This window comes from Exiguobacterium sp. SH3S3, from assembly GCF_004337115.1.
Taxonomy (GTDB): Bacteria; Bacillota; Bacilli; order Exiguobacteriales; family Exiguobacteriaceae; genus Exiguobacterium; species Exiguobacterium aurantiacum_A.
The window spans coordinates 114,279-137,040 of the sequence record NZ_SJUU01000007.1 but is presented as its reverse complement, the minus strand read 5'-3'; the positions used below and the strand labels follow the sequence as shown (position 1 = coordinate 137,040).

The following is a 22,762-nucleotide window of genomic DNA, read 5'->3' as shown; positions in this document are numbered from 1 at the left end:
AAGGTGGCACCACGGGGTTACTCGTCCTTCTCATAGCGTGAGCTGTGAGTTGGACCGAGTGACCCTTTTTTGTTTTTCAAATTAAATCTTAAATCGATGATTGAGAAGAGTAGCGTGAAGAAGTCTCGTACAGAGAGTCAGGGGTGGTGGGATCCTGACCGAGACCGTCACGTGAATGGGCTCATGAGAGCACGGCTGAATGTTAGTAGGCCGTGACGGCTTCCACCGTTATCAGGATACGATGTGATAGCATCGGAAAGTGGGATCGATTGATCCAACGAGAGGTGGCACCGCGGTCCATACCGTCCTCCATACGACAGACGTCGTATGGAGTTTTTTTATACCCAAATCGCTTAAGGAGGAACGGACATGTTAACACGACTACTGACGAACCAAGTGACGACGACCGAGATGAAACAGGCGGCTTCCGAGTTGTTTCAAGCGGATGAAACGCAAATCACCGAGGTGCTTCTCGCATTGAAAGCACGCGGCGAGACGGCCGAAGAGATGGCGGGGCTGGCCGATTATATCCGTGAAGCGGCGACGTTCCCGGAGACGACGCTCCCTGTGCTCGACGTTTGTGGGACCGGCGGTGACGGAGCGAACACGTTCAACATTAGTTCGACCGTCGCGTTCGTTCTCGCCGGACTTGGTATCCCGGTCGCGAAACATGGGAATCGGAGCGTGTCAAGCCGGTCGGGTAGCGCCGACGTGCTCGAGGCGTTGAATATCCCGATCGTCCAAAGTGCTGACGACGTGTTAGCTGAACTTGAGCGGACGAACTTGAGCTTCTTGTTCGCCCAACACGTCCATCCGATCATGAAACATGTCATGCCGGTGCGAAAACGGCTCGGGACGGCGACGATCTTCAATCAAATCGGTCCGCTGACGAACCCGCTCAAGCCGAGACGGCAATTGATCGGCGTCTACCATCCAGACTTGATTGAGAAGATGGCTACGGCGATGCGCCATCTCGGAGTCGAACGGGGCATGGTCGTCCATGGGGCCGGTGGGCTCGACGAGGCGAGCCTCGTTGGTGCGAACGAGGTACTCTTCTTTGACGGAGAGCAGACGGCGAGATATCAAGTCGACCCGCGAGACGTCGGGTTGATGCGGGCGCCGCTGTCGGCGCTACAAGGTGGTACACCCGAAGAGAATGCGAAGACGCTCGTCGCCGTCTTGAACGGCGCGGCCGGACCGGCGCGGGACGTCGTCTTGTTGAATGCGGCACTCGCGTTATGCACATATGGTGCCGTCAAGACGTTGCGTGAAGGTGTGGCCGAGGCGAGCCGAAGCATCGACGAGGGCCACGCCGTCCGCGTCCTTAAGCAACTACAAAAAACGGAGGTGGGCGCATGAGCTACTTGACGAAAATTATTGGGACGAAAATCGAAGAGGTCAACCAGATGCAAGACGTCACGGTCACGGCGACGGAGCCGATCTCGTTACAGCGGTTAGTCGCGGACGGGTTTCATATCATCGCAGAAATTAAGCGGGCGTCCCCATCAAAAGGCGTGATTCGAGCCGAACTCGATGTGGCCGAACGGGCTCAGGTTTACGAACGGGCCGGTGCGACGATGATCTCGGTGCTGACGGATACGACGTACTTTAACGGGTCGTTCGATGACTTACGCCAAGTCGCTGACGCCGTCGATATCCCGGTCCTGTGTAAAGACTTCATCATCGATGAACGACAACTCAACCGGGCGAAAGCGGCCGGCGCGAGCGTGGCGTTGTTGATCGTCGCGGCGTTACATCCGACTCGCCTGCACGCGTTGAAGCAACACGCGCGCCTGATCGGCCTCGACGTGCTCGTCGAAGTGCACGATGAATCCGAACTCCAGACGGCGCTCGAACTCGGGGACGTGTTGATCGGCATCAACAACCGGAACTTGAAGACGTTCGACGTATCGCTCGAGACATCGGTTGAATTGATGAAGCGTTATCCGAACGTGGCTTTCGTCAGTGAGAGCGGAGTCAGCACCGGCGAAGCAGCGAGCCGACTGCGAGACGCGGGAGCCAAAGCGATTCTCGTCGGAGAGGCGCTTATGCGACAGGATGACCCGACGGCGTTGATTGAGGAGTTGAAGACGTGTTCGTTAAAATATGTGGATTGAAAACAGAAGAAAGTGTGACGGCGGCGGTTGAAGCCGGGGCCGATGCGATCGGCTTCGTGTTCGCGAACAGCTCACGCCAAGTCGATGTGACGACGGCGAAACGACTACGGCAGTTGATCCCGAATCACGTCCGTGTCGTCGGAGTGTTTCTCGACCCGACGCTTGATGAGGTCGAGACGGCAATCACTTGTGGATTGACGGATATCCAGCTGCACCGGCGCACGTTGCCGCTTGAGACGTTCCGACAGTTCAATCTGCCGATCATCGAAGCGAGCAGCGAGACGGAGGCGGATATCGTCTTACTCGATGCGCCGACGCCCGGGAGCGGGGAGACGCTCGACTGGTTGCAGTTGGAACGTCCGCAGCGAACGTTCTGGCTCGCCGGCGGTTTGACGGCCGACAACGTGAAACAAGCGATGCACGACGTACGGCCTGACGGGGTCGACGTCTCAAGCGGCGTCGAGACAGATGGAGAGAAAGATATCGATAAAATTCGCACGTTCATCAGACGTGCCAAGGAGGAAACACCATGTATACACAACCAGTGAACGGGAAGTTTGGCCCGTACGGAGGAAAATATATACCGGAAACACTCATGCAGGCCGTTGAAGAACTCGAGGTGGCTTATGAGGAAGCGAAGTTAGATCCTGAATTTCAAGAACGCTTCGACGCGTTGCTCAGCGAATACGTCGGACGGGAGACCCCGCTTTATTATGCGGAGAACATGAGCCGACGCCTCGGGACGAACGTCTACTTGAAACGGGAGGATTTGAACCATACCGGTGCCCATAAGATCAACAACACGATCGGGCAGGCGCTGCTCGCCAAGCGGATGGGGAAACAGAAAATCGTCGCCGAGACCGGTGCCGGACAACATGGTGTGGCGACGGCGACGGTGTGTGCGCTGCTCAACTTAGAATGTACGATTTTCATGGGTGAGGTCGATGTCGAACGGCAAGAGTTGAACGTGTTTCGGATGGAACTGCTCGGGGCGACGGTCATTCCGGTGAAGTCAGGCAGCCGAACGTTGAAAGATGCGGTCAACGAAGCGTTACGCTACTGGGTCAAACACGTTGACGATACGCACTACGTCATGGGCTCTGTCCTTGGACCACACCCATTCCCGACGATGGTGCGTGACTTCCAAAGTGTGATCGGAACAGAGACGCGGCGCCAAATTTTAGACAAGACCGGACGCTTGCCGGATGCCGTCATCGCTTGCGTCGGTGGTGGCAGCAACGCCATGGGGATGTTCTACCCGTTCTTGAATGACGAGGACGTCGCCTTGTACGGTGTCGAGGCAGCAGGAAGCGGCGTCGATACGGACAAGCATGCGGCGACGCTCACCAAAGGGGAAGTCGGCGTGCTCCACGGCTCGCTCATGTACGTGCTGCAAGACGGGGCCGGACAAATCCAAGAAGCGCACTCGATCTCGGCTGGACTCGATTATCCTGGGGTCGGACCAGAGCATAGTTTCTTGAAAGACATCGAGCGTGTCCGTTACGCGGCGGTCACCGATGAGGCGGCGTTAGAGGCATGTATGTCACTCAGTCGACATGAAGGCATCATCCCGGCACTCGAGTCGTCACATGCACTCGCCTATGCCGAGACGCTCGCCGCGACGATGGACGAGGACGATCTGCTCGTCATCTGTCTGTCCGGCCGAGGTGATAAAGATGTGCATACGATTCGAGAAAGGGTGGGACGGAAATGAGCTTAGAGACAGCGATTCGAAATAGAGACGGGGCAGCGTTCGTCCCTTACATCATGGCTGGAGACGGCGGACTCGATCAACTCATTCCGACGATCGAGCGGCTCGAAGCGATGGGCGCGACGGCGATCGAGCTCGGGATCCCGTTCTCAGATCCGGTAGCGGACGGGCCGATCATCGAGGCGGCCGGGATGCGGGCCCTCGCGGCCGGGGTGACACTCTCTAGTGTGTTGGATTGTTTAATAGAAGGAACTGAGCGTTTCTCAGTCCCGATCGTCCTGATGACATACTTGAATCCGGTGTTCCGGTTCGGAATCCAGCCGTTCTTCGACCGTGCGGCCGCATGCGGCGTCAGCGGTGTCATCATCCCCGATTTGCCGTTCGAAGAGAGCCTCGAACTATTCGCGGGGATTGAACGGAACGGGGTCGCGGTCGTCCCGCTCGTCACATTGACGAGTAACAAACAACGAATCGACACGATCTTAAGTCAGGCCGAAGGGTTCGTCTACGCGGTGACGCTCAAAGGGACGACCGGAAAAGTCGACGCGTTCCCGGACGAACTGCTCGCCCATTTACGGTCATTGACAGAACGGTCTCCGGTCCCGGTACTCGCCGGATTCGGTGTCCATCGGGAAGACCAAGTGCAAGCGCTCGGTGAGGCGTGTGACGGGGTCGTCGTCGGCAGTTTCATCGTCGAGGCGCTCCACGCCGGACGCGAGCAAGACGTCGCCGAATTGATCGCATCGGCGCGTCGAGTCAAATCATAAAACAAGGACCGTGCCCTGAGGCACGGTCCTTGTTCGTTCATAGCTCGACGCGTTCAAGCCCGTCTTCGCCGAACTTGCGATCGAGTTGGTCGTGACGATACGTCGAGGCGAGGACGTACAATAAGTCGCCCGGCTCAATTTTCGTCTGTCCGGTCGGCGGGATCAGATAGTCTTTGCGGACGATCGCATTGACGACCGTGTTCGGCGGTAACGTGATGTCGGCGAGCGTGCGTCCAATCATTGATGACGCTTCTGTCGCCACGTACGGAACGAGCTGATGCTGTGACTGTTTACTCGATACGAGCGCGATCGTATACGGCGAGCGGATCTTATCCGGGCCGAGCAGGTTCAGTTTGGCCGCGAGTGGTGTGAGCGTCGTTCCTTGAATCAACGCGCTCGTCACGACGACGAAGAAGACGGCGTTGAAGATGAGTTGGCTGTTGTCGATCCCGGCGATGAGCGGGAACGTCGCTAGTACGATCGGGACCGCTCCTTTTAAGCCGGCCCAGGAGATGAACAGCTTTTCCTTATGCGTGAACGGCATCGCGATCGTCGATAAGTAAACGGCGATCGGACGGGCGACGAACATGAGGAAAAATGAAATCAACAGCCCTTTCCAAATGAGTTCTGGGTCGAACAGTTGTTTCGGATAGACGAGAAGCCCGAGGATGACGAACATGATAATTTGCATGATCCAAGCGAGCGCCTCCGAAAATTGGACGATGGTCACTTCATGGGCGGTGTGGGCATTCCCGACAATCATCGCGGCAAGATAGACGGCGAGCAAGCCGCTGCCAGCGAAGTAGGCGGCCACACCATACGTCATGAACGCCATCGAAATCATGAGGACGGCGTGCAGGCTGCTTGATTCAAGGCGCAAGTGATTGAGCATGAGCCGTGACAGGTTCCCGAGCATGTACCCGGCGAACGCCCCGACAATGATCTGTAGGATGAACATCCAGATGCCGTCCCAAATCGTCGTTTCCGGTTTCAACATGAAGTCGAGAGCGAGGATTGTTAAAAACATCGCCATCGGATCATTCGTGCCGGACTCGGTTTCGAGTGTCGCGCCGACTTTCGGCGAGATATTCTTTCCTTTGAAGGCGGCGAACACGGCGGCGGCATCGGTCGAGCCGATGATGGCACCGAACAGGAAAGATTCAATCCAGTCGAAACCGAATACGAAACGAACGGCCACGGCGACGAGCCCGGCCGTCAATAAGACGCCGATCGTCGCGAGCGAGGCGGACGGGACGAGGACACTCCGAAACGAGGCCCATTTCGTCTGCAGACCACCTTCGAACAAAATAACGATCAGAGCGGAAATCCCGATCATCTGGGCGAGGTTCGAGTCATCGAAGAAAATTAAGCCGGTGATGTCGCTGCCCATGATTATGCCGATGCCCATGAACAAAAGCAGGGCGGGCAGGCCAAAACGGGTCGACACGCGCGTGGCCAAAACTCCTGCGACAAGGAGGAGGCCGAACAAGAGGATTGAAACGTCTGTACTTAAAATAGGTGCGGTCAAACACATCACTTCCCTTTGAAATTGTCACTTTTCATATAGATTATTAAGTTCATTATACCATGAAACCGTTATGAAATAAGAATGAACGTATCATCTATTATGCTAATTGGAATAGTCGGATATCGGTGTGGTACATTAGGAGTATCAAAGGGGGATTCATATGGCTAAAATTCACGTCTTGCATGAAAACAATGAGTGGACGGACCATCTCGTCCAACGGCTCGAGGAGTTATCGCTTCCATATGAACTGTGGCATTTAGATGAAGGAATCATCGATATCGAAGCGACGCCGCCGGATGGTGTGTTCTATAACCGGATGAGTGCCTCGTCACATACGCGCGGGCATCGCTACGCGCCAGAGCTGACGGAAGGGGTACTTGCCTGGCTCGAGGCGAACGGACGGACCGTCTTCAACGGGACACGGGCGATTCGCCTCGAAGTGAGCAAGGTCAACCAATATACGGCGCTTCGCCAAGCAGGGATCCGTGTGCCGAGGACGATCGCTGCCGTCGGGAAAAAACAAATCATCGAGGCGGCCGAGAAGCTTGGTATGAGCCCGTTCATCACGAAGCATAACCGGGCCGGTAAAGGGCTTGGCGTGCAGCTGTTCCATTCGATTGAGGCGTTGAAAGGGTATGTGTACGGACCGACGTTCGAGGACTCGGTCGATGGCATCACGCTCATCCAACAATATATCGAAGCGCCGAAACCGTTCATCACGCGCTGTGAATTTATCGGCGGAAAGTTCCTCTACGCGGTACGGGTCGACACGTCGGAAGGGTTCGAACTATGCCCGGCGGATGCGTGCTCGATTGAAGACCAATTCTGTCCGGTCGGCGAGACGCCGCCGGCCAAATTTGAAATCGTCGACGGGTTTGCCGACCCGATCATCGATCAGTTAGAAGCGTTCTTAGCAACAAATAATATCGCGGTCGCGGGGATCGAGATCATCGAAGACCGTGACGGCAACGTCTATGCGTACGACGTCAACACGAACACGAACTATAACTCGGACGCGGAAGCGCAGGCAGGTCAATACGGCATGCTTGAATTAGCGACGTTCCTTGGCGACGCGCTTCACGCGAAGACAAAATAAGGGTCAGGCTTTCGCCTGACCCTTTCGCTGTGTATGTTGTAATTGTTGTTCAAATCGAATTTGGACTAGCTCTGCTGTCGGGGCCATTCGTTCAATGAACGAATCTAAACGTTTTGCAGTGTCTCGATCTGATTCCTTGAACACGCGCATCGTTGTTCACCTCATTGATCATTGTTGTAAGTGCCTCTACAACGATGTTTCCCGAGGGAGTCGATGCGTAAACCTCAATCAACCGAGGAATGTGCCGAGTTCTTCTTTTGGAAGGATGTTTCCGACGTAGAAGTCACCAAACTCGCCATATTTGGCGCTGACTTCATCGAAACGCATCTCGTAAACAATCTTCTTAAATTGGAGCGAGTCTTCCGCGAAGAGCGTGACGCCCCATTCCCAGCCGTCAAATCCGGTCGATCCGCCGATGAACTGCTGGATCTTGCCGGCATAGCTGCGGCCGATCATGCTGTGGCGATACATGAGGTCTTTCCGCGCGTCCATCGACAGCGTATACCAGTTATCCTCGTCACGGCGCGCTTTGCTCATCGGGTAGAAGCAGATGTGGGCCGTTTTTGGCAACGTTGGGTACAAGCGCGAGCGGATGTGCGGGTTCTCGTACGGATCCCCGTCACCAGAGCCACGGTACATGCCGAGCTCGATGACCGAGACGTAAGAGTACGATGGGATCATAAAGTCGTACAGTTTCGTCTTACGAAGGGCGAGTTCGACTTGCTCGAGCTCTTTGAACGTCGGACGAAGGACCATGAGGACGACGTCCGCTTTTTGACCGAGGATTGAATAGAAGGCGTGACTGCCTTCTCCGCGTGTTTCGACGTCTTCAAGCGAGGCGAGGAAGGCGACGAACTCCTCAATCATTTCTTGACGCGCCGCCTTATCGACTGCTTTTAGACGTGTCCAATCGATCGAGCGGAAATCATGGAGCGTATACCAACCGTCTAATGTGGCGGCTGCGTGCTGTGTTTCGGTTGTCGGTGCTGGACGTTCTGACATGAAAAAACTCCTTTCAAGACTTGGCTTCGCTGTTTATTTTACCACAGACACTTTACAGCCTGGCAAATTTGGCGCTGTCTGTGAGGCTAATCACAATCGAGACGAGGAAAGGTGAAAAGCGGACGCAGAAATGTAAACGGCTTCACAGCAACCTGTATCAGTCATAAATACATAACTGTTCTATTCATATAATGACTGATTTCAAGCGATTTATGACGATATGGGCAGAATAGTTTATTTTAAAAAAAGGACTGTGTATAATAAAACACGCATACGGACAAATGTGTCCTAAAGAGAAAACATAGATATCTTCCAATCGAAAAGGAGTTCACTTACCATGAAATTATTTGACACGTTGAAGCAAAAAGTCAGCCCGATTCGTCCGACCATCGTCTTAGCAGAAGGCGTCGATGAGCGCGTCCTTGGAGCTGCAGTCCGTTTAAAAAATGACGGCATGGTCAACCCGATCGTCGTCGGTCCGAAAGCGGACATCGATGCAGTCGCAGCGAAACACGGCTTTGATATCTCGAACTTGACGCAGTATGACCCAGCGACATACGAAGATATCGACACGCTCGTCGAATCGTTCGTCGAGCGCCGTAAAGGCAAAGCGACGGCTGAACAAGCTCGTGAATTGTTGTCGTCAGATGTGAACTACTTCGGTACGATGCTCGTCCACACGGGCAAAGCGGAAGGTCTTGTCTCGGGTGCGATGCATGCGACGGCCGATACGGTCCGTCCGGCACTTCAAATCATCAAGATGCAAGAAGGCATCAAAAAGACATCAGGTGTGTTCATCATGGTACGTGACGATGAGCAATACGTCTTCTCGGACTGTGCGATCAACATCGCACCGGACGCGGCCGACCTTGCCGAGAACGCCTACTTGTCAGCGTTGACGGCGAAGACGTTCGGCATCGAGCCGCAAGTCGCGCTCCTCAGCTTCTCGACGAAAGGTTCGGCGAAGTCGCCTGAAACCGAGAAAGTCATCGAAGCGACGCGTCTCGCCAAAGAGAAAGCGCCACACCTTCCAATCGATGGTGAGCTTCAGTTCGACGCAGCGTTCGTCCCGAGCGTGGCAGCGAAGAAAGCACCGGGCTCTGAAGTTGCCGGTAACGCCAACGTGTTCGTCTTCCCGAGCCTCGAAGCCGGGAACATTGGCTACAAGATGGTTCAACGTTTCGGTGGATACGAAGCGATCGGACCGATCTTGCAAGGTCTCAACAAGCCAGTCAACGACTTGTCGCGTGGCTGTAATGAAGAAGACGTCTATAAATTGACGCTCATCACAGCGGCACAAGCGATTGACGAGCGCAACGAAGCGTAAGTCAGAAGCATCTTCCCACAGCGGAGGATGCTTTTTTTGATGCATAGTTGTAAACTATTGGAAAAGGAGGCGGTCACATGGAGGAGATTGAGGGAGCCATCACTTTACCGGAAGGACATCGCTACGCCATGTTCGGCGGTGGAGATGATTTTCCGATTAAAACTTACTATGAGGGCGTGTTTGAAGAAGTGTTCGTCGCGTACCATCCGTTTCTCGGACCGATAGAAGATCCTACCGCAATTGACCGATATGTCGAGCTGAACAAAAACGAAGTGGAACAGCATTTTCATGCCGTCGCATGGGAAGATATGCGCCGCCAACTTGGTTTTGAAGACGTCAAACGTATCGATCACGCACTCCGAACGATGATTGGGGCGTTGAAACCGCATGCCGAAGATAAAGAAGGCGCAAATCGAATCATTGAATTTTGCGAGCGCGAGAATTTGCTCCCACCTGGCGAAGGCGAGCTGTCTGATTTCTTAAAGAATCGGGTATTAAGGGCGCTTCTGGAGACGGGAGAAGAATGGATATGGAGCGGCGACGAATTTTGTACGGAGCGCCATCTTATCAATATTCGAGAAGTTCTTGCAGCCGATACATGGCACATGAATCATCGCACGTTTTTCGGCTATCAGCATGATTGGCTCATCGTACCGCCATGGGATAGCCACTTCACTTTATTTTGCGGCAGTCAGTCTTGGGTAAGTGACATGGTCGAACGTTGTGGTCTGAAAGGTTTCTACTGCGATGACGAGACGATCATCAATTGGAGTTTGTCCGACACGAAACTGAGGTAAACTAGTAGGGGATAACAATTTAAGGGGGAAACAGCATGCAAAGCATCCATGCAACCGAATTACGTGAAAAGCTTGAGAACGGGGAGTCGCTACACATCATCGACGTACGCGAACAAGACGAGTACGACGCGGGCCATATCCCGAACGTGCCGCTCTATCCGCTGTCTGAATTCCCGGGCGTGACCGAGAAGCTCGCGCAAGACAACGTCTATCACGTCATCTGCCGCTCGGGCGGACGCAGCCAGACGGCGTGCGACTATTTGGAATCGGAAGGGTTCAAAGTCGTCAACGTCGAGGGCGGCATGCTCGCTTGGGACGGTGACGTCGAAGCGTGATGCTCGACAATCCGTGGGTCGTCATTCCGCTCTTGATCGTCCTCTATTTGACGGTATACGCGTTCGTGAAGCGTCTCGACTGGAACAGATGGCGCACCATCTGGGCGGTGTGGATCGTCCTGATTGTCCTTTTGTTGACGATCCGCCTCATACAAAGTGTATAAAAAAACGAGTGAAGCCAAGTATCTGGCTTCACTCGTTTTTAGTTGTCACGTTTATCGAACGTGATTGACGCGATGGCGTCGTGCTGGTGGATCGACTCTTCGTTTCGGCATTCGACGAAGAAGTTGACGACTTGTTTCATCTCGTACAAGTCGGCTGCAATCAAGCGGACCATATCTTCGACGAAACGCGGGTTTTCGTAAGCGATTTCTGTAGCCCGTTTCTCATCCGGACGTTTTAAGACCGGGTGAAGTGGTGCCGATGCGTTCGACTCCGCCGCATCGAGCAATGCGAGTCTCCAGTCGAAGCCGTCGAGCGACGCTTCGTCAAGACCGGCTTCGATTGTGATGTAGCCGCGCTGGTTATGGGCGCTGTATTCGCTGATCTCTTTTGAACATGGGCATAGCGTCGTCACGTTGATGACGAGACCGACCGTCACGCTCGCCATACCTGTCTCGAGGTTGTATGTCACGTTGTGCATGACGTCAGCGTTCATAAGACCGCTGAGGCCCGTCGCCGGTGCTTTCCGGCTGAAGAACCATGGGTAGCGGACCGTCAATTGACCTTCCGTTTGTTCCATACGCTCGGCGAGTTCTTGGGCGAACTCGATGAGCGAGCGGTTTGATAACGTCCAGCCTTGCGTATGGTACGCGTCGAGCTGTTCCGTCAAGCGTGACATGTTGATGCCTTTACGATCTTGGACGAGTGATGTCGTTAATTCAAACGTTGCGACCGTCGCTTGGATGCCGTCTGGCGTTTCGATGTTGACGGGATGTTTGACGTTCGAGATCCCGACGCTGTCGAGTGCGAACAAGAAGTTCTTAGGTGTATTTTGAAGATCGACCATTTTATCTTTTTCTGTCGGTTTCGTACCTTTGACCGGCGGGACCGAGCCGAATAGTTTATGTCGTTCTGCTTTAGTAGGTAAAGCGACATGGCTTGTAGACATAATCGGATTCTCCTTTTTTAAGAGGGCAAATGACCGCCACTCGTTCTTGTTAGGATTTTATCACGAAATGGATACAAACTGGGTATCATTTTGCTTCGCGAACATGCTTTGAACCTGTTCTGCGGAAAAAACTTCAGACATTGAACGAAAGAAGATTGATTTAATTTACGCACAGAAATAAAATGTTCCTGTGAACTTAAAAATAGATCACTGTTAAATATGAAAGAACACACAAAAAAAGGGGATGTTTTTAAATGGATTGGCAGTTAATCCTGCAGTACGCCTGGATCATCGTCGTACTCGTCGGTCTTGAAGGGCTACTATCTGCAGACAACGCGCTCGTGTTGGCCGTCATGGTCAAGCACTTGCCGCGGACAGAACAGAAGAAAGCGCTATTCTACGGTTTATTAGGAGCGTTCGTCTTCCGCTTCATCGCATTATTCTTAATCTCGTTCTTAATCAACGTCTGGCAAGTCCAAGCACTCGGTGCCCTTTACTTGATCGGGATGAGCGCGCGACATCTATATATGACGTACAAGGCGCGCAAGATGGATCCAAGACAAGACCTCGCCGCCGAGGCGAAAGAAGAGACGGCAATTACCGAGAAGCCGGTCACGAAAAAAGAGTTTTGGTGGACGGTCGTAAAAGTCGAGTTCGCCGACATCGCTTTCGCGGTCGACTCGATCTTGGCAGCGGTCGCACTCGCAGTCAGCTTGCCGTCGCTCGGTCTTGGAGAGATCGGTGGAATCGACTCAGGTCAATTCTTCGTCGTCTTGACGGGTGGACTCATCGGGGTCATCTTGATGCGATTCGCGGCCCGCGTCTTCGTGAAGCTGCTGCATCAACGTCCGACACTTGAGACGGCCGCCTTCCTCATCGTCGGCTGGGTCGGTGTGAAGTTGACGGTACTCGTCCTCGAACACCCTGGCTTCAAGGAACTGATTGCCGGTACACCGTTCGCGTTCATGGGTCTTCCAGACGGTTTTGTCCACTCGTTAGGTTGGACACTGTTCTTCTGGTCGGTCATGGTCGGGATTGCTGTTTGGGGTTGGTTCTCTTCCAAACCGACAGCGGTCAAGCATTAAAAAAATCCTGTCTTTCGCGTATGCGGAAGGCAGGATTTTTTGTTAGGCAGTCACGTCTTGCTTCTCGTAGATCGGCACCCAGCCTTCTGTCGTCACGAAGATGCGGACGGCGACGACTTGGCGGTCGTCTTGGAGCGTGAAGTAGTGGCGCGTGTTCACCGGGACCGAAATCAAATCGCCGGGATTGAGTTCGATGTTGAAGTAGCCACGTTCGGCGTCGTCGATGGCGAAGATGCCGTGCCCGCTGACGATGAAGCGGACCTCGTCGTCCGTATGATGGTGTTCCTTTTGGAAGTTGACGAGCAGTTCGTCCAAGTTCGGTGTCGCGTCAGACAGCGAGATGACGTCGGCCGTTTGATAGCCGCGGCGCTCCGACACGTCTTGAATCTCGTCACGGAACGTTGCGAGGATGGCTTGCTTGTCGTCGTCCGTCAGTTCGTAGTTTTCTTGAAGCGCGACCGGAAGTTTAGCGATGTCCCACTGCTCATACAGAATACCGCGCGATTCTAAAAATACGTTCACTTCAGATTGGTCGACGAGACGTTCTTCGGTTTGTTGGAAATAGACAGTTGCCATAGATAGTTCCTCCTTATGAATGGACGCCTAAGGCGCGTAGTTTTAACGTGTAGCTGAACAAAAATTCGTATGCTTCTAAATAACGTTTCGCCGCAGCCGGCGTCTCGCCCCAGACCGTGATGCCGTGATTACGGATGAGGACGGCACCGGCGCTTGAATGGACGTGAGGCGCGAAGGCGGCCGCGAGCGTCGGGATGTCGGCATGATTGTCGATGATCGGGACCCGGACGACCGCGTCCTCTTCCCAATACCCGAGTGCCTTGATGATCTCTTGCCCCGTGAAGACGACCTCACCGTTCACGGCATGGAGCTCGGAGATGACGTTGTTGTCGACCGTGTGCACATGGAGTGAACACGTCGCCGCAGTCTTGTTGAACACCTCGACGTGTAACAGCGTCTCAGCGGACGGTTTACCAGTTTGTTCGCCAAGCAAGCGACCGGCCGCGTCGACGAGGACGAAATCGTCCGCGGTCCGTTTTCGTTTATCGCGTCCGCTCGCCGTGACGAGGAAGGTCAGCGGGTCGTCGGAGACACGAATCGCCAAATTGCCACTCGTTCCGGGGAACCAGTCGCGCGCGGCGAGTTCATCTTTAATGTCGGCGAGTTCAAGCCAACGTGCGGTCACGCTCATACGTGCACCTCCTTCATGTGATGGGTGATGTCGTCGAATGTCTCGAACGGGGCGTAGGCGATGCCTTCTGCTTCACAGAGCGTGATGAGTTGCCCGCGGGCGTAGACGAAATCGGCCCGTTTGGCGATCTCGAAGTCGGTCACCGAGTCACCGATGACGATCAAGCGATCAACGGGATCGACGATCGTCCGGGCGATTGTCGGTTTGCAGCAACCACAATCATTCGTGCAATGCGCGTCACAGGCGTAGGGCCAGTCGACGCGTACCGTCTCGTCCGAGAAGTCGGCGACGTTACAGTAGATGTGGTCCGGCGCGACGTGGTCTTGCAAGATCGGGTACACGAAAAAGTCCATGCCGCCGCTGACGACGTCGAACTTCCAAACTTGTTGCCGGACTTCTGCCAAAAACGTCGAGAAACCTTGGCGCAAGGTGATGCGGTCCAGCAAGTAGTCACGGTACGCCGAAGCGTCAGCGCTCGGCAACAGCTGGAACATCTGTCCGACCCCGGAGCGGATCGAGATGTCTTGAGCGAGCACGTCGTCTTTGAGCGCGTGCCATTCGGGCGGTGCGAACGCCCGCATCAAAGCGATGATGTTGTCCTCGGCCGTGATCGTCCCGTCGAAGTCACACAAGATGTGAATCGTCATTGTTTTGACCACGCCTTTAGCGCGGCCTCGAGCTCGTTCGTCTGGCTCGCCACGCCCACTACTTGCTCAATCGCTTGTCGGAACGCCCGGGCCCCGGCAGCCGCGCCGTCTGGGTGACCGTGGATGCCGCCGCCGGCGTTGATGACGACGTCTGTGCCGAAATCACGGATGATGTCCGGGACGAGCCCCGGATGGATGCCGGCCGACGGGACCGGTAGAATCGGCTTCGCCCAGTGCGGCCGAGCACTGCTATCCCGAATCGCGAACGCCTCATCGGACGGTGTCGCGAGTGAACCGTATGGGGACGGGAACAGCGTCAAGTCGGCCCCCGCGAGGCGGAACAATTTCCCGAGCAAGAGCGAGTGGCTGATCGAGCCGGTCAAGGCGCCGGCGAACGCCGGATGCGCCAAAATCGGGACGTTAATTGTTGGATCGCTCGCGAGTTCGCGGAGTGTGTCGAGCCCGTATGTATAGACGTTGAACAACAGTGCCGTCGCGCCCGCCTCGATCAAGCGGAGCGCTTGGTCACGTAGCCCGAACACCGGACCGCTGAGCGTGATGGCATAGAGCGAACGTTTCCCGGTCGTTTCGAACTGTTCTTGGATGACGGCCGCCCCGATTTTAGCTCGTTCAAGCGACGGAGTGAGCGGATTATCGTATAGGATTTCATCATCTTTGACGATGTCGATGCCGCCGGCGAGCTGGTCTCGAAGTTGCTGTTCTAAGAAGCGTAAATCACGGCCGATGATCCCTTTAAAGATGCTCATGACGAGCGGGCGATCATGGACGTCGAGCAACTCACGAACGCCTTGAACACCGAACTTTGCTCCGGGGAATTCAGACGCAAGCGTTTCGGGTAACGTCAAGTCGATCAAGCGTACCGAGTCATCGAGCGATAATTTCCCGAACGTCGTCGTCAAGATGGATGAGAAGTCGGGCGTGACGTTATGGAGCGGATAACGGATTGTGAAGCGACTCGTCGTTTCCGTGTGCGTCGTTGAGACGACCTCACCCCGATACGCCTTTAATTGTTCTTGCTCTAGGTGGGGCAGTTCCGTCCATGTGCCGACGGTCAGTTCAAGGGCGATTTTCTCGGCGACAGTCGCGACGCGGTTCGTCCGGCTGATTTCATATGTGGCAGTAATACTCATGTTCGTTCCTCCTTCCGGTCAAACAAAAAATGACCCCATGCCGAGGCAAGAGGTCATCATAAAAAAATGAACTCTTATCTCTCAGCTTACGCTGCAAGAATTAGCACCGTGCCCAATCGGGTCGGTTGCTGCGACATCATCGGGCTTGTCCCCTCCGTCTGCTCTTGATAAGAATGTATTTTGAAGTTGTGAAATTTAATTGAATTTTGTCACACAATATCCGGTTCGTCAATTCCTTTTTTTGAGAAAAAATAGTTGAATTCATTGTTTCTATATATGCCCGGGAAAAGACAACACCGGGTCCGAAAATTGACGTTGACAACTTGGTGCTCGAGTAAGTAACATTCATCACAACAAGTTCACACAATCGAATATGACACTCTTATCGCGAGTTGGCAGAGGGAATTGGCCCGATGACGCCGCAGCAACCGACCAGTAGGCACGGTGCTACATCCACCAGACATACGTCTGACAGATGAGAGGAACAACCGTTACGGCTGTGCCTCTTTCTCGCGGAGAAAGGGGCTTTTTTTGTGGGGAATATACCGAAAGGGGAAACAGACATGGCTTATCAACCATTTACAGAACAGACAGTCGTCGAGCACGTCAGAACGTTAGGGTTACTCGAAGATGGGGGCATCGCGCATTGCGAGGAGATCGGGGACGGCAACTTGAACCTCGTCTTCCGCATCCGTCAAGGCGAAACGAGCCTCATCGTCAAGCAGGCGCTACCGTATGCGAAAGTCGTCGGAGAGAGTTGGCCGCTCACACTTGAACGGGCGTGGATCGAGCAGCTCGCGTTGCGCGAATTCGCTAGCGTCGTCCCGCGTTTCGTCCCGGTCGTTCTCGGCAGTGACCGGACGCTCGCCTACACGATTTTAGAGGACTTGTCCGACTTTGATATCGTCCGGACGGGCTATTTGGAAGGGAAAACGTATCCTGAACTCGCCCGTCACATCGGTGAGTTTTTAGGACAGACGTTGTTTGAGACGTCAGACTATACGGCCGGCCCGATTGAGAAGAAGCGGAAAGAACGGGATTACTACAACCCGGAACTGTGCGACATCACTGAAAAACTGATCTTCACCGATCCGTACAAAGATGCCGAATCGAACAACATCGAAACCGCGCTCCGTCAGGACGTCGAAGCGCTTTGGCGTGACCAGAAATTGAAAGTGGAGGTCACGAAACTGAAAGTCGGTTTCGTCACGAAACACGACGCGCTCTTGCACGGAGACTTACATACAGGCAGTATCTTCGCGACGCAACAAGAGACGAAAGTCATCGATCCGGAGTTCGCTTTTTACGGACCGTTCGGCTTTGACATCGGGCAAATCGTCGCCCATTTGACGCTATCGACGTTCCATGACCCACTCAAACGGTTCGAACGGTTCACGGACGTATTGACGGTATGGGAGACGTTTGAGAAGACGTTCCGGACGAAGTTTGAGACGGCGGTCGAACCGTTCAACACGGACGGATTCGTCGATGAGCTACTTCAAACCATCTTTAGCGACACGATCGGCTATGCCGGATGCGAACTGATTCGCCGCGCCATCGGTCTCGCCGGAGTCGCTGACCTCGAGACGTTACCGGAAACGGTCCGGCTCGAGCGGAAACGGGAAGCGCTCACGCTCGGCACGACGCTCATTAAACAGCGCCACGATGTCCGGACAATCGATGAATTAGTGACGCTGTTAGCGGGGGTACGCGTATGACAGTCCAAAACATTCGCTTCGACCCGAACCGGGACGAGCTCGTCATTTTAGACCAAACGTTACTGCCCCATGAAGAGCGGTACGTGACGATCGCGACGCTCGAACAGGCGGAGCACGCCATCGAGACGTTACAAGTCCGAGGCGCGCCGGCCATCGCCTATTTCGGCGCATTCGTGCTCGCGAAAGAAGCGGTCCGCCTCCAGGATGACCCGGACTTCACACGCCGGCTCGACCTCGTCGGCCGTCGATTGATCGCGACCCGTCCGACGGCGGTCAATCTGCAAAACGTGATCGAGTCGCTTCTCGGATTCAACGTCGGAGACGACTTTGAAAGAATCGCGACTGACATCAAACATCGGGCCATCGCGCTGTTCGAGCGAGACGTCGACACGTATCGGGCCATCGGGGAGCATGCGCTCACGGTGCTGCCGGCAGGGGGGAACGTCTTGACGATCTGTAACGCCGGGGCGATCGCGACGTCGCGTTACGGGACTGCGCTCGCGCCGTTTTACGTCGGGAAAGAGCGAGGTATCGCGTTTAACGTCTTCGCTTGTGAGACGCGGCCGCTCCTCCAAGGGGCACGCCTGACCGTCTGGGAGCTCGACCGGGCCGACATCGACGTCACGCTCATCACCGACAATATGGCCGCTTGGACGATTCAGGCGAAAGGAGTCGACGCCATCATCGTCGGCGCTGACCGCATCACACGGACGGGTCACGTCGCCAATAAGATCGGCACGCTCCAGCTCGCCGTCCTGGCTAAACATTACGGGATCCCGTTTTACGTCGCGGCCCCGCACTCGACGTTTGATTTAACGGCGGACGATGTGATTCAAATCGAGGAGCGGAGCGCGCTAGAAGTGACCCATATCGGCGGACAACCGACGGCGCCGGTCGGGATCACCGTCTTTAACCCGGCGTTTGACGTCACACCGCCTGAACTGATCACCGGACTCATCACCGAAGCGGGCGTGTTCGAACCGACGGAGACGGACATCACACACCATGTAGGGGGAACGATTCACGTGTGAAACAGCAGCTCCGTGCTTGCCCGAACGATGAAGTGTGACCGTCTTGGTATGAGACGGGAAATGGCCATATCTTCTTGGTCGACAAAGGCACCGGGCAGCAGAAAAGCCCTCAGAATCTATCCTGAGGGCGCTTTTTGCGTTCTAATGCGATGAAGTCGAACGTACTCCCGTTCGTGTCTTGTTGAAACGAAGCCACTTGTCGAAACCCGCAAGCTTCATACACGCGAATCGCCCGCGCGTTGAACGTGGCAACCGACAAGGTGATACGATTTGGGTCGAACGTAGATTCGATGAAATCAAGAATCGAGGTGACGAACGCTCGTCCGGTCCCATTTCCGGTCAGACCTGGCTTCATGCCTAAACCGAGGTCAATCGTATCGGCGTCTGTTTGATGCACGCTAACAAAACCGACCAGTTCGCCATCGTTCGTGATGGCGAATACCGATTGCCCTCGTTGTTCGGTGTCTAAAAACTCGGCCAAGTCGTCTTCGTCAGCCTCCATATCGTAAAAAGCATACTTTCCTTCGTAATGCCAACTGAAGGCGATCATTTCGGCCTGCGCTTGTGTCATCAAAGCGAACTTATATGTCATAGTGATTTCCTCGTTTCAAAAGGATGGATAGGTGCTACACTTTCGATAGTACCATCAATTCAAGAAGTGAGGTGACCACATGGGAATCAAACTAGATATGGTCGGCATCGTCGTCGAGGATATGAAGCGAGCGCTCGACTTCTATCGGCTGCTCGGACTGTCGATTCCAGCATCAATGAACGGGGAAGCGCACGTTGAAGTTGACGAAGGCGGCGTCCGGCTCGTCTTTGACACAGTCGAGGTGGCGGAGTCGGTGTATGGGGAATGGAAACCGGCATCGGGGCATCGGGTCGAGCTCGCTTTCCTGTGCGACAGCCGTGAAGCGCTCGATACACTGTTTGAAGCTATCTTCAAACAAGGATACGTGATTCATCGTGAGCCGTGGGACGCGTTTTGGGGACAACGTTACGCCATCGTCGTCGATCCGGACGGGAACCTCATCAGCCTATTCGCGTCATGACAAAACCCTCGCCTGGACTTGGCGAGGGTTTATTCGTCTCGGGTTTCGCCCCAAGAGCAGAGCGCCTTCATCGCTGGTTGCAGGCTAAACGCCTCCTCGGTGAGGGAGTATTCGACGTGGAGCTGTTTGTCGGTCGAATAGTCGTCGCGTCGGACCATGCCGAGCTGTTCGAGTTCGCGCAGTTGGTCGGTCAACACTTTGCGGCTGACGTCGGGGATGGCGCGCTGAATCTCCGAGAAGCGGCGCGGGCCGGTCTCGAGCGTGCAGTACACTTGTGGACGCCATTTACCGCCGATGATGTCGAGCGCCTTGTTGACGGGGAACGGGGTCGTCATGTTCAGTTCGCCTCGCTTTCGGGTAGTTACTTCAATGTGCGTACTTTTTTTCTTGCTACGATGAAGGTATCTTATCGTTATCGACCCAAATGAGCAACCAAAAAGGAGCGGATCAATTTGACTTATCCACGTACATTCTCACATATCGGGCTATCAGTCCCCAGTGTGACGGAAGCAGTGAAGTTTTATGAAGACGTGATGGGCTGGTATACGATCATGCAACCGTCGGACGTCGTTGAGGATGACTCACCGATCGGCGTCATGTGCACCGACGTGTTCGGCCCGGGCTGGGGCAAGTTCCGCATCGCCCACATGTCGACCGGTGACAAGATCGGCATCGAGCTGTTCGAGTTCCCGAACAACGAGAAACCGGAGAATAATTTCGAGTTTTGGAAAACAGGCATCTTCCACTATTGCGTCCAAGACCCAGACATCGAAGGGCTCGTCGAGAAGATTGTCGCCCACGGTGGCAAACAACGGATGCCGATCCGCGAGTATTACCCGGGCGATAAGCCGTACCGGATGGTGTACTGTGAAGATCCGTTCGGCAACCTCGTCGAGATCTACTCGCATTCGTATGAACTGACATATTCGGAAGGAGCGTACTAATCATGAAAGCATGGCTACTTGAACAACCTGGCCTAGATAATATGAACCTCGGGGACATCGAACGACCGACCCCGGGAGCGGGCGAACTGCTCATCAAAGTCGAAGCGGTCGCCTTGAACCCGGTCGACTATAAAGTCGGCACGAACGGCAACCCGAACTGGGCATACCCGCACATCCTCGGCGTCGACCTCGTCGGCGAAGTCGTCGAAGTCGGCTCGAGCATCGCCAACATCATCACCGGCTCACGCGTCGCCGTCCATACGAGTCTCGCGAACAACGGAGGCTTCGCCGAGTACGCTGTCGTCGACGCCCGTGCTTGTGCCGTCGTACCGCAAGACGTGAGCGACGAAGCGGCAGCAGCCATCCTCTGTGCTGGCATGACGGCGTATGAAGCGGTCATGCAGAAGCTGAACACGCGCGACAAAGAGACGATTCTCGTCCACGCCGGAGCGGGCGGGGTCGGCGGCTACGCGATTCAGCTCGCGAAAAAGCTCGGTCTCAAAGTATTCACGACGGCATCGCCGGAAAACTTTGATTGGGTCACATCACTCGGTGCCGACGTCGCAATCGACTACAACGTCGAGGACGTGACGGAACGAATCATGGAACTGACGGACGGCCGTGGTGTCGATCTAATTTTGAACACGGTCGGCCGCGACGTGGCGACAGCCGATCTCGACCGCCTCGCCTTCAGCGGACAACTCGCTCATATCGCCGGTCCACCTGACATGTCGAACATGAAAGGGTTCACGCTGTCACCATCAATCCATGAAGTCGCCCTCGGTGCGGCCCATGCGAGCGAAGACGAGCGCGCGATTCGCAACTTGGCGTATATGGCCGAAGAATTGATGAAACTGCTCGAAACGGGTGAACTGAACGACCTCGTCACCGACGTGTTGCCGTTCGACCGCTTGAAAGACGGACTCGAACAGCTCCAGACGCGGAAAGTACGCGGCAAGTTGATTGTCCGCGTACGCGACTAAATCTTGGCCTCTTGTCTCGTGGCAAGGGGCTTCTTTTGGAGGGGATGACATGGATTTACGGACGTCGTATCAACAGACGACGCATCAACTGAGCGGGCACGGGAAACGGAACGTCGGCGTCTTACAGCGCGCGTTTGAGCAAGCCGACCCGGAGCAAACGAGCGACCATTATGGGACGGGGGAGGTCATCGAACAATTCGAACAAAAGCTCGCCACGCGGCTCGGGACGGAAGCCGCCGTTTTCTTTCCGAGCGGTACGATGGCACAACAGATCGCCTTACGCATCTGGTCGGACGAGACAGGGAATCGAAGCGTCGCCTATCACCCGCTCTGTCACTTGGAGATTCATGAACAAGACGGACTGAGACAGCTGCATCACCTCGAGCCGCTTTTGATCGGGGGCACGGACCGCTTGATGACGCTTGAAGAAGTGGAGGCGTTACCGGACGTCGCTTGCCTGTTGGTCGAGTTGCCGCAACGTGAGCTCGGCGGCTATTTGCCGCCGTTTGATGAGCTTGAAGCGATCAGCCGGCACTGCCGGGAGCGGGGGGTTCATCTGCATCTCGATGGGGCGCGCCTGTTCGAGACGTTGCCATATTATGAGAAGACGGCCGAAGAAGTGTGCGCCTTGTTCGATAGCGTCTACGTCTCGTTCTACAAAGGGATCGGCGGTGTCGCCGGGGCGATTTTGGCCGGACCGAAAGCGTTCTGTGACGAGGCAAGAATCTGGAAACGGCGCTATGGCGGCGACTTGATCGGCTTATACCCGTACATCATCCCGGCCGACTACTACTATGAGCTCAGGAAAGACCGAATGGGAACGTACTACGAACATGCCAAAGCGCTCGCAACCAGGTTCAATGCGCTCGACGGTGTCTGGACGACGCCGGATGTGCCGGTGACGAACATGTTCCATCTTCACATGAACGGGGACGCAGAAACCGTCTCGAATTGGATTAAACGTGTTCAAACGGAGACAGGCATCGGCATCACTGGGTACGTCGTGCCACATGACGGCTATTGTTCGACCGAGATCAGTGTCGGGGATGCATTTTTAGATATCGATACGTCTCGGCTCGACAAGTTGTTCGAGGTACTCTCCCATCAACAATAACAAAAGCCCTGAAGAAACAATCGTTTCGACAGGGCTTTT

26 protein-coding genes, 2 riboswitches and 2 other annotated features (1 of these 30 running past the window's edge) are annotated in these 22,762 nt (G+C 54.8%); of the genes, 17 read left to right on the top strand and 9 right to left on the bottom strand.

Annotation, left to right across the window (positions count from 1 at the left end):
* Nucleotides 1-32: a binding site (T-box leader), on the top strand; it begins 199 nt to the left of the window's first position.
* Between the two features lie 55 nt (nucleotides 33-87).
* Nucleotides 88-313: a binding site (T-box leader), on the top strand.
* Nucleotides 314-369: 56 nt separating this feature from the next.
* The 5 genes from trpD to trpA are packed head-to-tail and all read left to right on the top strand — an operon-like array spanning nucleotide 370 to nucleotide 4,595.
* Entirely contained in the window at nucleotides 370-1,359 is a 990-nt protein-coding gene (trpD, locus tag EVJ28_RS08615) for an anthranilate phosphoribosyltransferase (protein WP_131458837.1), read from the top strand.
* The gene (gene trpC / locus EVJ28_RS08610) at nucleotides 1,356-2,117 is read left to right on the top strand and encodes an indole-3-glycerol phosphate synthase TrpC (RefSeq protein WP_131469954.1); all 762 of its coding nucleotides are present in this window, start codon (nucleotides 1,356-1,358) and stop codon (nucleotides 2,115-2,117) included. The genes trpD and trpC overlap by 4 nt, the downstream gene beginning before the upstream one ends.
* Nucleotides 2,114-2,665 (top strand): phosphoribosylanthranilate isomerase, encoded by a 552-nt coding sequence (locus tag EVJ28_RS08605; RefSeq protein WP_370253673.1) that lies wholly within the window; start codon nucleotides 2,114-2,116, stop codon nucleotides 2,663-2,665. Before trpC ends, EVJ28_RS08605 begins: the two co-directional genes overlap by 4 nt.
* Nucleotides 2,647-3,831, top strand: a complete 1,185-nt coding sequence (gene trpB, locus EVJ28_RS08600) for a tryptophan synthase subunit beta (protein WP_131469190.1) — start codon at nucleotides 2,647-2,649, stop codon at nucleotides 3,829-3,831. The genes EVJ28_RS08605 and trpB overlap by 19 nt, the downstream gene beginning before the upstream one ends.
* Nucleotides 3,828-4,595: a tryptophan synthase subunit alpha gene (gene trpA, locus EVJ28_RS08595; protein WP_131469958.1), complete on the top strand. Its 768-nt coding sequence runs from the start codon at nucleotides 3,828-3,830 to the stop codon at nucleotides 4,593-4,595. Before trpB ends, trpA begins: the two co-directional genes overlap by 4 nt.
* Before the next feature lie 37 nt (nucleotides 4,596-4,632).
* Here trpA and EVJ28_RS08590 read toward each other — a convergent pair whose 3' ends face one another.
* Nucleotides 4,633-6,129 carry a potassium/proton antiporter gene (locus EVJ28_RS08590; protein WP_131458841.1) on the bottom strand — a complete coding sequence of 499 codons (1,497 nt, stop codon included), beginning with the start codon at nucleotides 6,127-6,129 and terminating at the stop codon, nucleotides 4,633-4,635.
* A gap of 154 nt (nucleotides 6,130-6,283) precedes the next feature.
* Between EVJ28_RS08590 and EVJ28_RS08585 the strand changes: the two genes are divergently transcribed.
* On the top strand, nucleotides 6,284-7,219 hold the full coding sequence (locus EVJ28_RS08585; RefSeq protein ID WP_131469960.1) for an ATP-grasp domain-containing protein: 936 nt from the start codon (nucleotides 6,284-6,286) through the stop codon (nucleotides 7,217-7,219).
* A gap of 228 nt (nucleotides 7,220-7,447) precedes the next feature.
* Here EVJ28_RS08585 and hemQ read toward each other — a convergent pair whose 3' ends face one another.
* Nucleotides 7,448-8,221 (bottom strand): hydrogen peroxide-dependent heme synthase, encoded by a 774-nt coding sequence (gene hemQ / locus EVJ28_RS08580; protein ID WP_131488689.1) that lies wholly within the window; start codon nucleotides 8,219-8,221, stop codon nucleotides 7,448-7,450.
* A gap of 337 nt (nucleotides 8,222-8,558) precedes the next feature.
* Here hemQ and pta point away from each other — a divergent pair, with 337 nt between their 5' ends.
* The 4 genes from pta (at nucleotide 8,559) to EVJ28_RS14210 (ending at nucleotide 10,844) form a co-directional block, all read left to right on the top strand.
* A complete protein-coding gene (gene pta, locus EVJ28_RS08575) occupies nucleotides 8,559-9,548 on the top strand; it encodes a phosphate acetyltransferase (RefSeq protein ID WP_131458844.1) in 990 nt (329 codons plus the stop codon).
* Between the two features lie 77 nt (nucleotides 9,549-9,625).
* Nucleotides 9,626-10,345, top strand: coding sequence for a DUF2711 family protein (locus EVJ28_RS08570; protein ID WP_131488687.1), 720 nt, complete (start codon nucleotides 9,626-9,628; stop codon nucleotides 10,343-10,345).
* A 35-nt stretch (nucleotides 10,346-10,380) separates the two neighbouring features.
* Entirely contained in the window at nucleotides 10,381-10,680 is a 300-nt protein-coding gene (locus EVJ28_RS08565; RefSeq protein ID WP_016508292.1) for a rhodanese-like domain-containing protein, read from the top strand.
* Entirely contained in the window at nucleotides 10,680-10,844 is a 165-nt protein-coding gene (locus EVJ28_RS14210; RefSeq protein WP_016508312.1) for a hypothetical protein, read from the top strand. Before EVJ28_RS08565 ends, EVJ28_RS14210 begins: the two co-directional genes overlap by 1 nt.
* A 38-nt stretch (nucleotides 10,845-10,882) precedes the next feature.
* Here EVJ28_RS14210 and folE2 read toward each other — a convergent pair whose 3' ends face one another.
* Nucleotides 10,883-11,791: a GTP cyclohydrolase FolE2 gene (folE2, locus tag EVJ28_RS08560; RefSeq protein WP_016508342.1), complete on the bottom strand. Its 909-nt coding sequence runs from the start codon at nucleotides 11,789-11,791 to the stop codon at nucleotides 10,883-10,885.
* Between the two features lie 254 nt (nucleotides 11,792-12,045).
* Here folE2 and EVJ28_RS08555 point away from each other — a divergent pair, with 254 nt between their 5' ends.
* Nucleotides 12,046-12,876 carry a TerC family protein gene (locus EVJ28_RS08555; RefSeq protein WP_131488685.1) on the top strand — a complete coding sequence of 277 codons (831 nt, stop codon included), beginning with the start codon at nucleotides 12,046-12,048 and terminating at the stop codon, nucleotides 12,874-12,876.
* A 42-nt stretch (nucleotides 12,877-12,918) separates the two neighbouring features.
* Here EVJ28_RS08555 and EVJ28_RS08550 read toward each other — a convergent pair whose 3' ends face one another.
* Genes EVJ28_RS08550 through EVJ28_RS08535 form a run of 4 tightly spaced genes read right to left on the bottom strand, consistent with a single transcriptional unit; the run spans nucleotide 12,919 to nucleotide 15,881 of the window.
* Complete coding sequence (locus tag EVJ28_RS08550; RefSeq protein ID WP_131458847.1) at nucleotides 12,919-13,452, bottom strand: cupin domain-containing protein; 534 nt, start codon at nucleotides 13,450-13,452, stop codon at nucleotides 12,919-12,921.
* A gap of 13 nt (nucleotides 13,453-13,465) precedes the next feature.
* Nucleotides 13,466-14,083: a methylthioribulose 1-phosphate dehydratase gene (locus EVJ28_RS08545; RefSeq protein WP_131458848.1), complete on the bottom strand. Its 618-nt coding sequence runs from the start codon at nucleotides 14,081-14,083 to the stop codon at nucleotides 13,466-13,468.
* Complete coding sequence (locus tag EVJ28_RS08540; RefSeq protein WP_131488683.1) at nucleotides 14,080-14,730, bottom strand: 2-hydroxy-3-keto-5-methylthiopentenyl-1-phosphate phosphatase; 651 nt, start codon at nucleotides 14,728-14,730, stop codon at nucleotides 14,080-14,082. Before EVJ28_RS08540 ends, EVJ28_RS08545 begins: the two co-directional genes overlap by 4 nt.
* Nucleotides 14,727-15,881 (bottom strand): 2,3-diketo-5-methylthiopentyl-1-phosphate enolase, encoded by a 1,155-nt coding sequence (locus EVJ28_RS08535; protein WP_131458850.1) that lies wholly within the window; start codon nucleotides 15,879-15,881, stop codon nucleotides 14,727-14,729. Before EVJ28_RS08535 ends, EVJ28_RS08540 begins: the two co-directional genes overlap by 4 nt.
* A gap of 71 nt (nucleotides 15,882-15,952) precedes the next feature.
* A riboswitch (SAM riboswitch) is annotated at nucleotides 15,953-16,055 on the bottom strand.
* A gap of 205 nt (nucleotides 16,056-16,260) precedes the next feature.
* Nucleotides 16,261-16,363: riboswitch (SAM riboswitch) on the top strand.
* A gap of 81 nt (nucleotides 16,364-16,444) precedes the next feature.
* Between EVJ28_RS08535 and mtnK the strand changes: the two genes are divergently transcribed.
* Together mtnK and mtnA are read left to right on the top strand one after the other, a co-directional pair.
* On the top strand, nucleotides 16,445-17,599 hold the full coding sequence (gene mtnK, locus EVJ28_RS08530) for an S-methyl-5-thioribose kinase (protein ID WP_131469966.1): 1,155 nt from the start codon (nucleotides 16,445-16,447) through the stop codon (nucleotides 17,597-17,599).
* The gene (gene mtnA, locus EVJ28_RS08525; RefSeq protein WP_131458852.1) at nucleotides 17,596-18,630 is read left to right on the top strand and encodes an S-methyl-5-thioribose-1-phosphate isomerase; all 1,035 of its coding nucleotides are present in this window, start codon (nucleotides 17,596-17,598) and stop codon (nucleotides 18,628-18,630) included. Before mtnK ends, mtnA begins: the two co-directional genes overlap by 4 nt.
* 109 nt (nucleotides 18,631-18,739) lie before the next feature.
* Here mtnA and EVJ28_RS08520 read toward each other — a convergent pair whose 3' ends face one another.
* Entirely contained in the window at nucleotides 18,740-19,222 is a 483-nt protein-coding gene (locus tag EVJ28_RS08520; protein WP_131469968.1) for a GNAT family N-acetyltransferase, read from the bottom strand.
* Nucleotides 19,223-19,301: 79 nt separating this feature from the next.
* Here EVJ28_RS08520 and EVJ28_RS08515 point away from each other — a divergent pair, with 79 nt between their 5' ends.
* Entirely contained in the window at nucleotides 19,302-19,682 is a 381-nt protein-coding gene (locus EVJ28_RS08515; protein WP_131458762.1) for a VOC family protein, read from the top strand.
* A gap of 29 nt (nucleotides 19,683-19,711) precedes the next feature.
* Here EVJ28_RS08515 and EVJ28_RS08510 read toward each other — a convergent pair whose 3' ends face one another.
* Nucleotides 19,712-20,017, bottom strand: a complete 306-nt coding sequence (locus EVJ28_RS08510) for a winged helix-turn-helix transcriptional regulator (RefSeq protein ID WP_070328289.1) — start codon at nucleotides 20,015-20,017, stop codon at nucleotides 19,712-19,714.
* A 117-nt stretch (nucleotides 20,018-20,134) separates the two neighbouring features.
* Here EVJ28_RS08510 and EVJ28_RS08505 point away from each other — a divergent pair, with 117 nt between their 5' ends.
* Genes EVJ28_RS08505 through EVJ28_RS08495 form a run of 3 tightly spaced genes read left to right on the top strand, consistent with a single transcriptional unit; the run spans nucleotide 20,135 to nucleotide 22,723 of the window.
* Nucleotides 20,135-20,626 (top strand): lactoylglutathione lyase family protein, encoded by a 492-nt coding sequence (locus EVJ28_RS08505; RefSeq protein WP_070328288.1) that lies wholly within the window; start codon nucleotides 20,135-20,137, stop codon nucleotides 20,624-20,626.
* Nucleotides 20,627-20,628: 2 nt separating this feature from the next.
* Nucleotides 20,629-21,609 carry a zinc-binding dehydrogenase gene (locus EVJ28_RS08500; RefSeq protein ID WP_070328287.1) on the top strand — a complete coding sequence of 327 codons (981 nt, stop codon included), beginning with the start codon at nucleotides 20,629-20,631 and terminating at the stop codon, nucleotides 21,607-21,609.
* A gap of 49 nt (nucleotides 21,610-21,658) precedes the next feature.
* Nucleotides 21,659-22,723 (top strand): threonine aldolase family protein, encoded by a 1,065-nt coding sequence (locus EVJ28_RS08495; RefSeq protein ID WP_131488681.1) that lies wholly within the window; start codon nucleotides 21,659-21,661, stop codon nucleotides 22,721-22,723.
* Nucleotides 22,724-22,762: the final 39 nt, after the last annotated feature.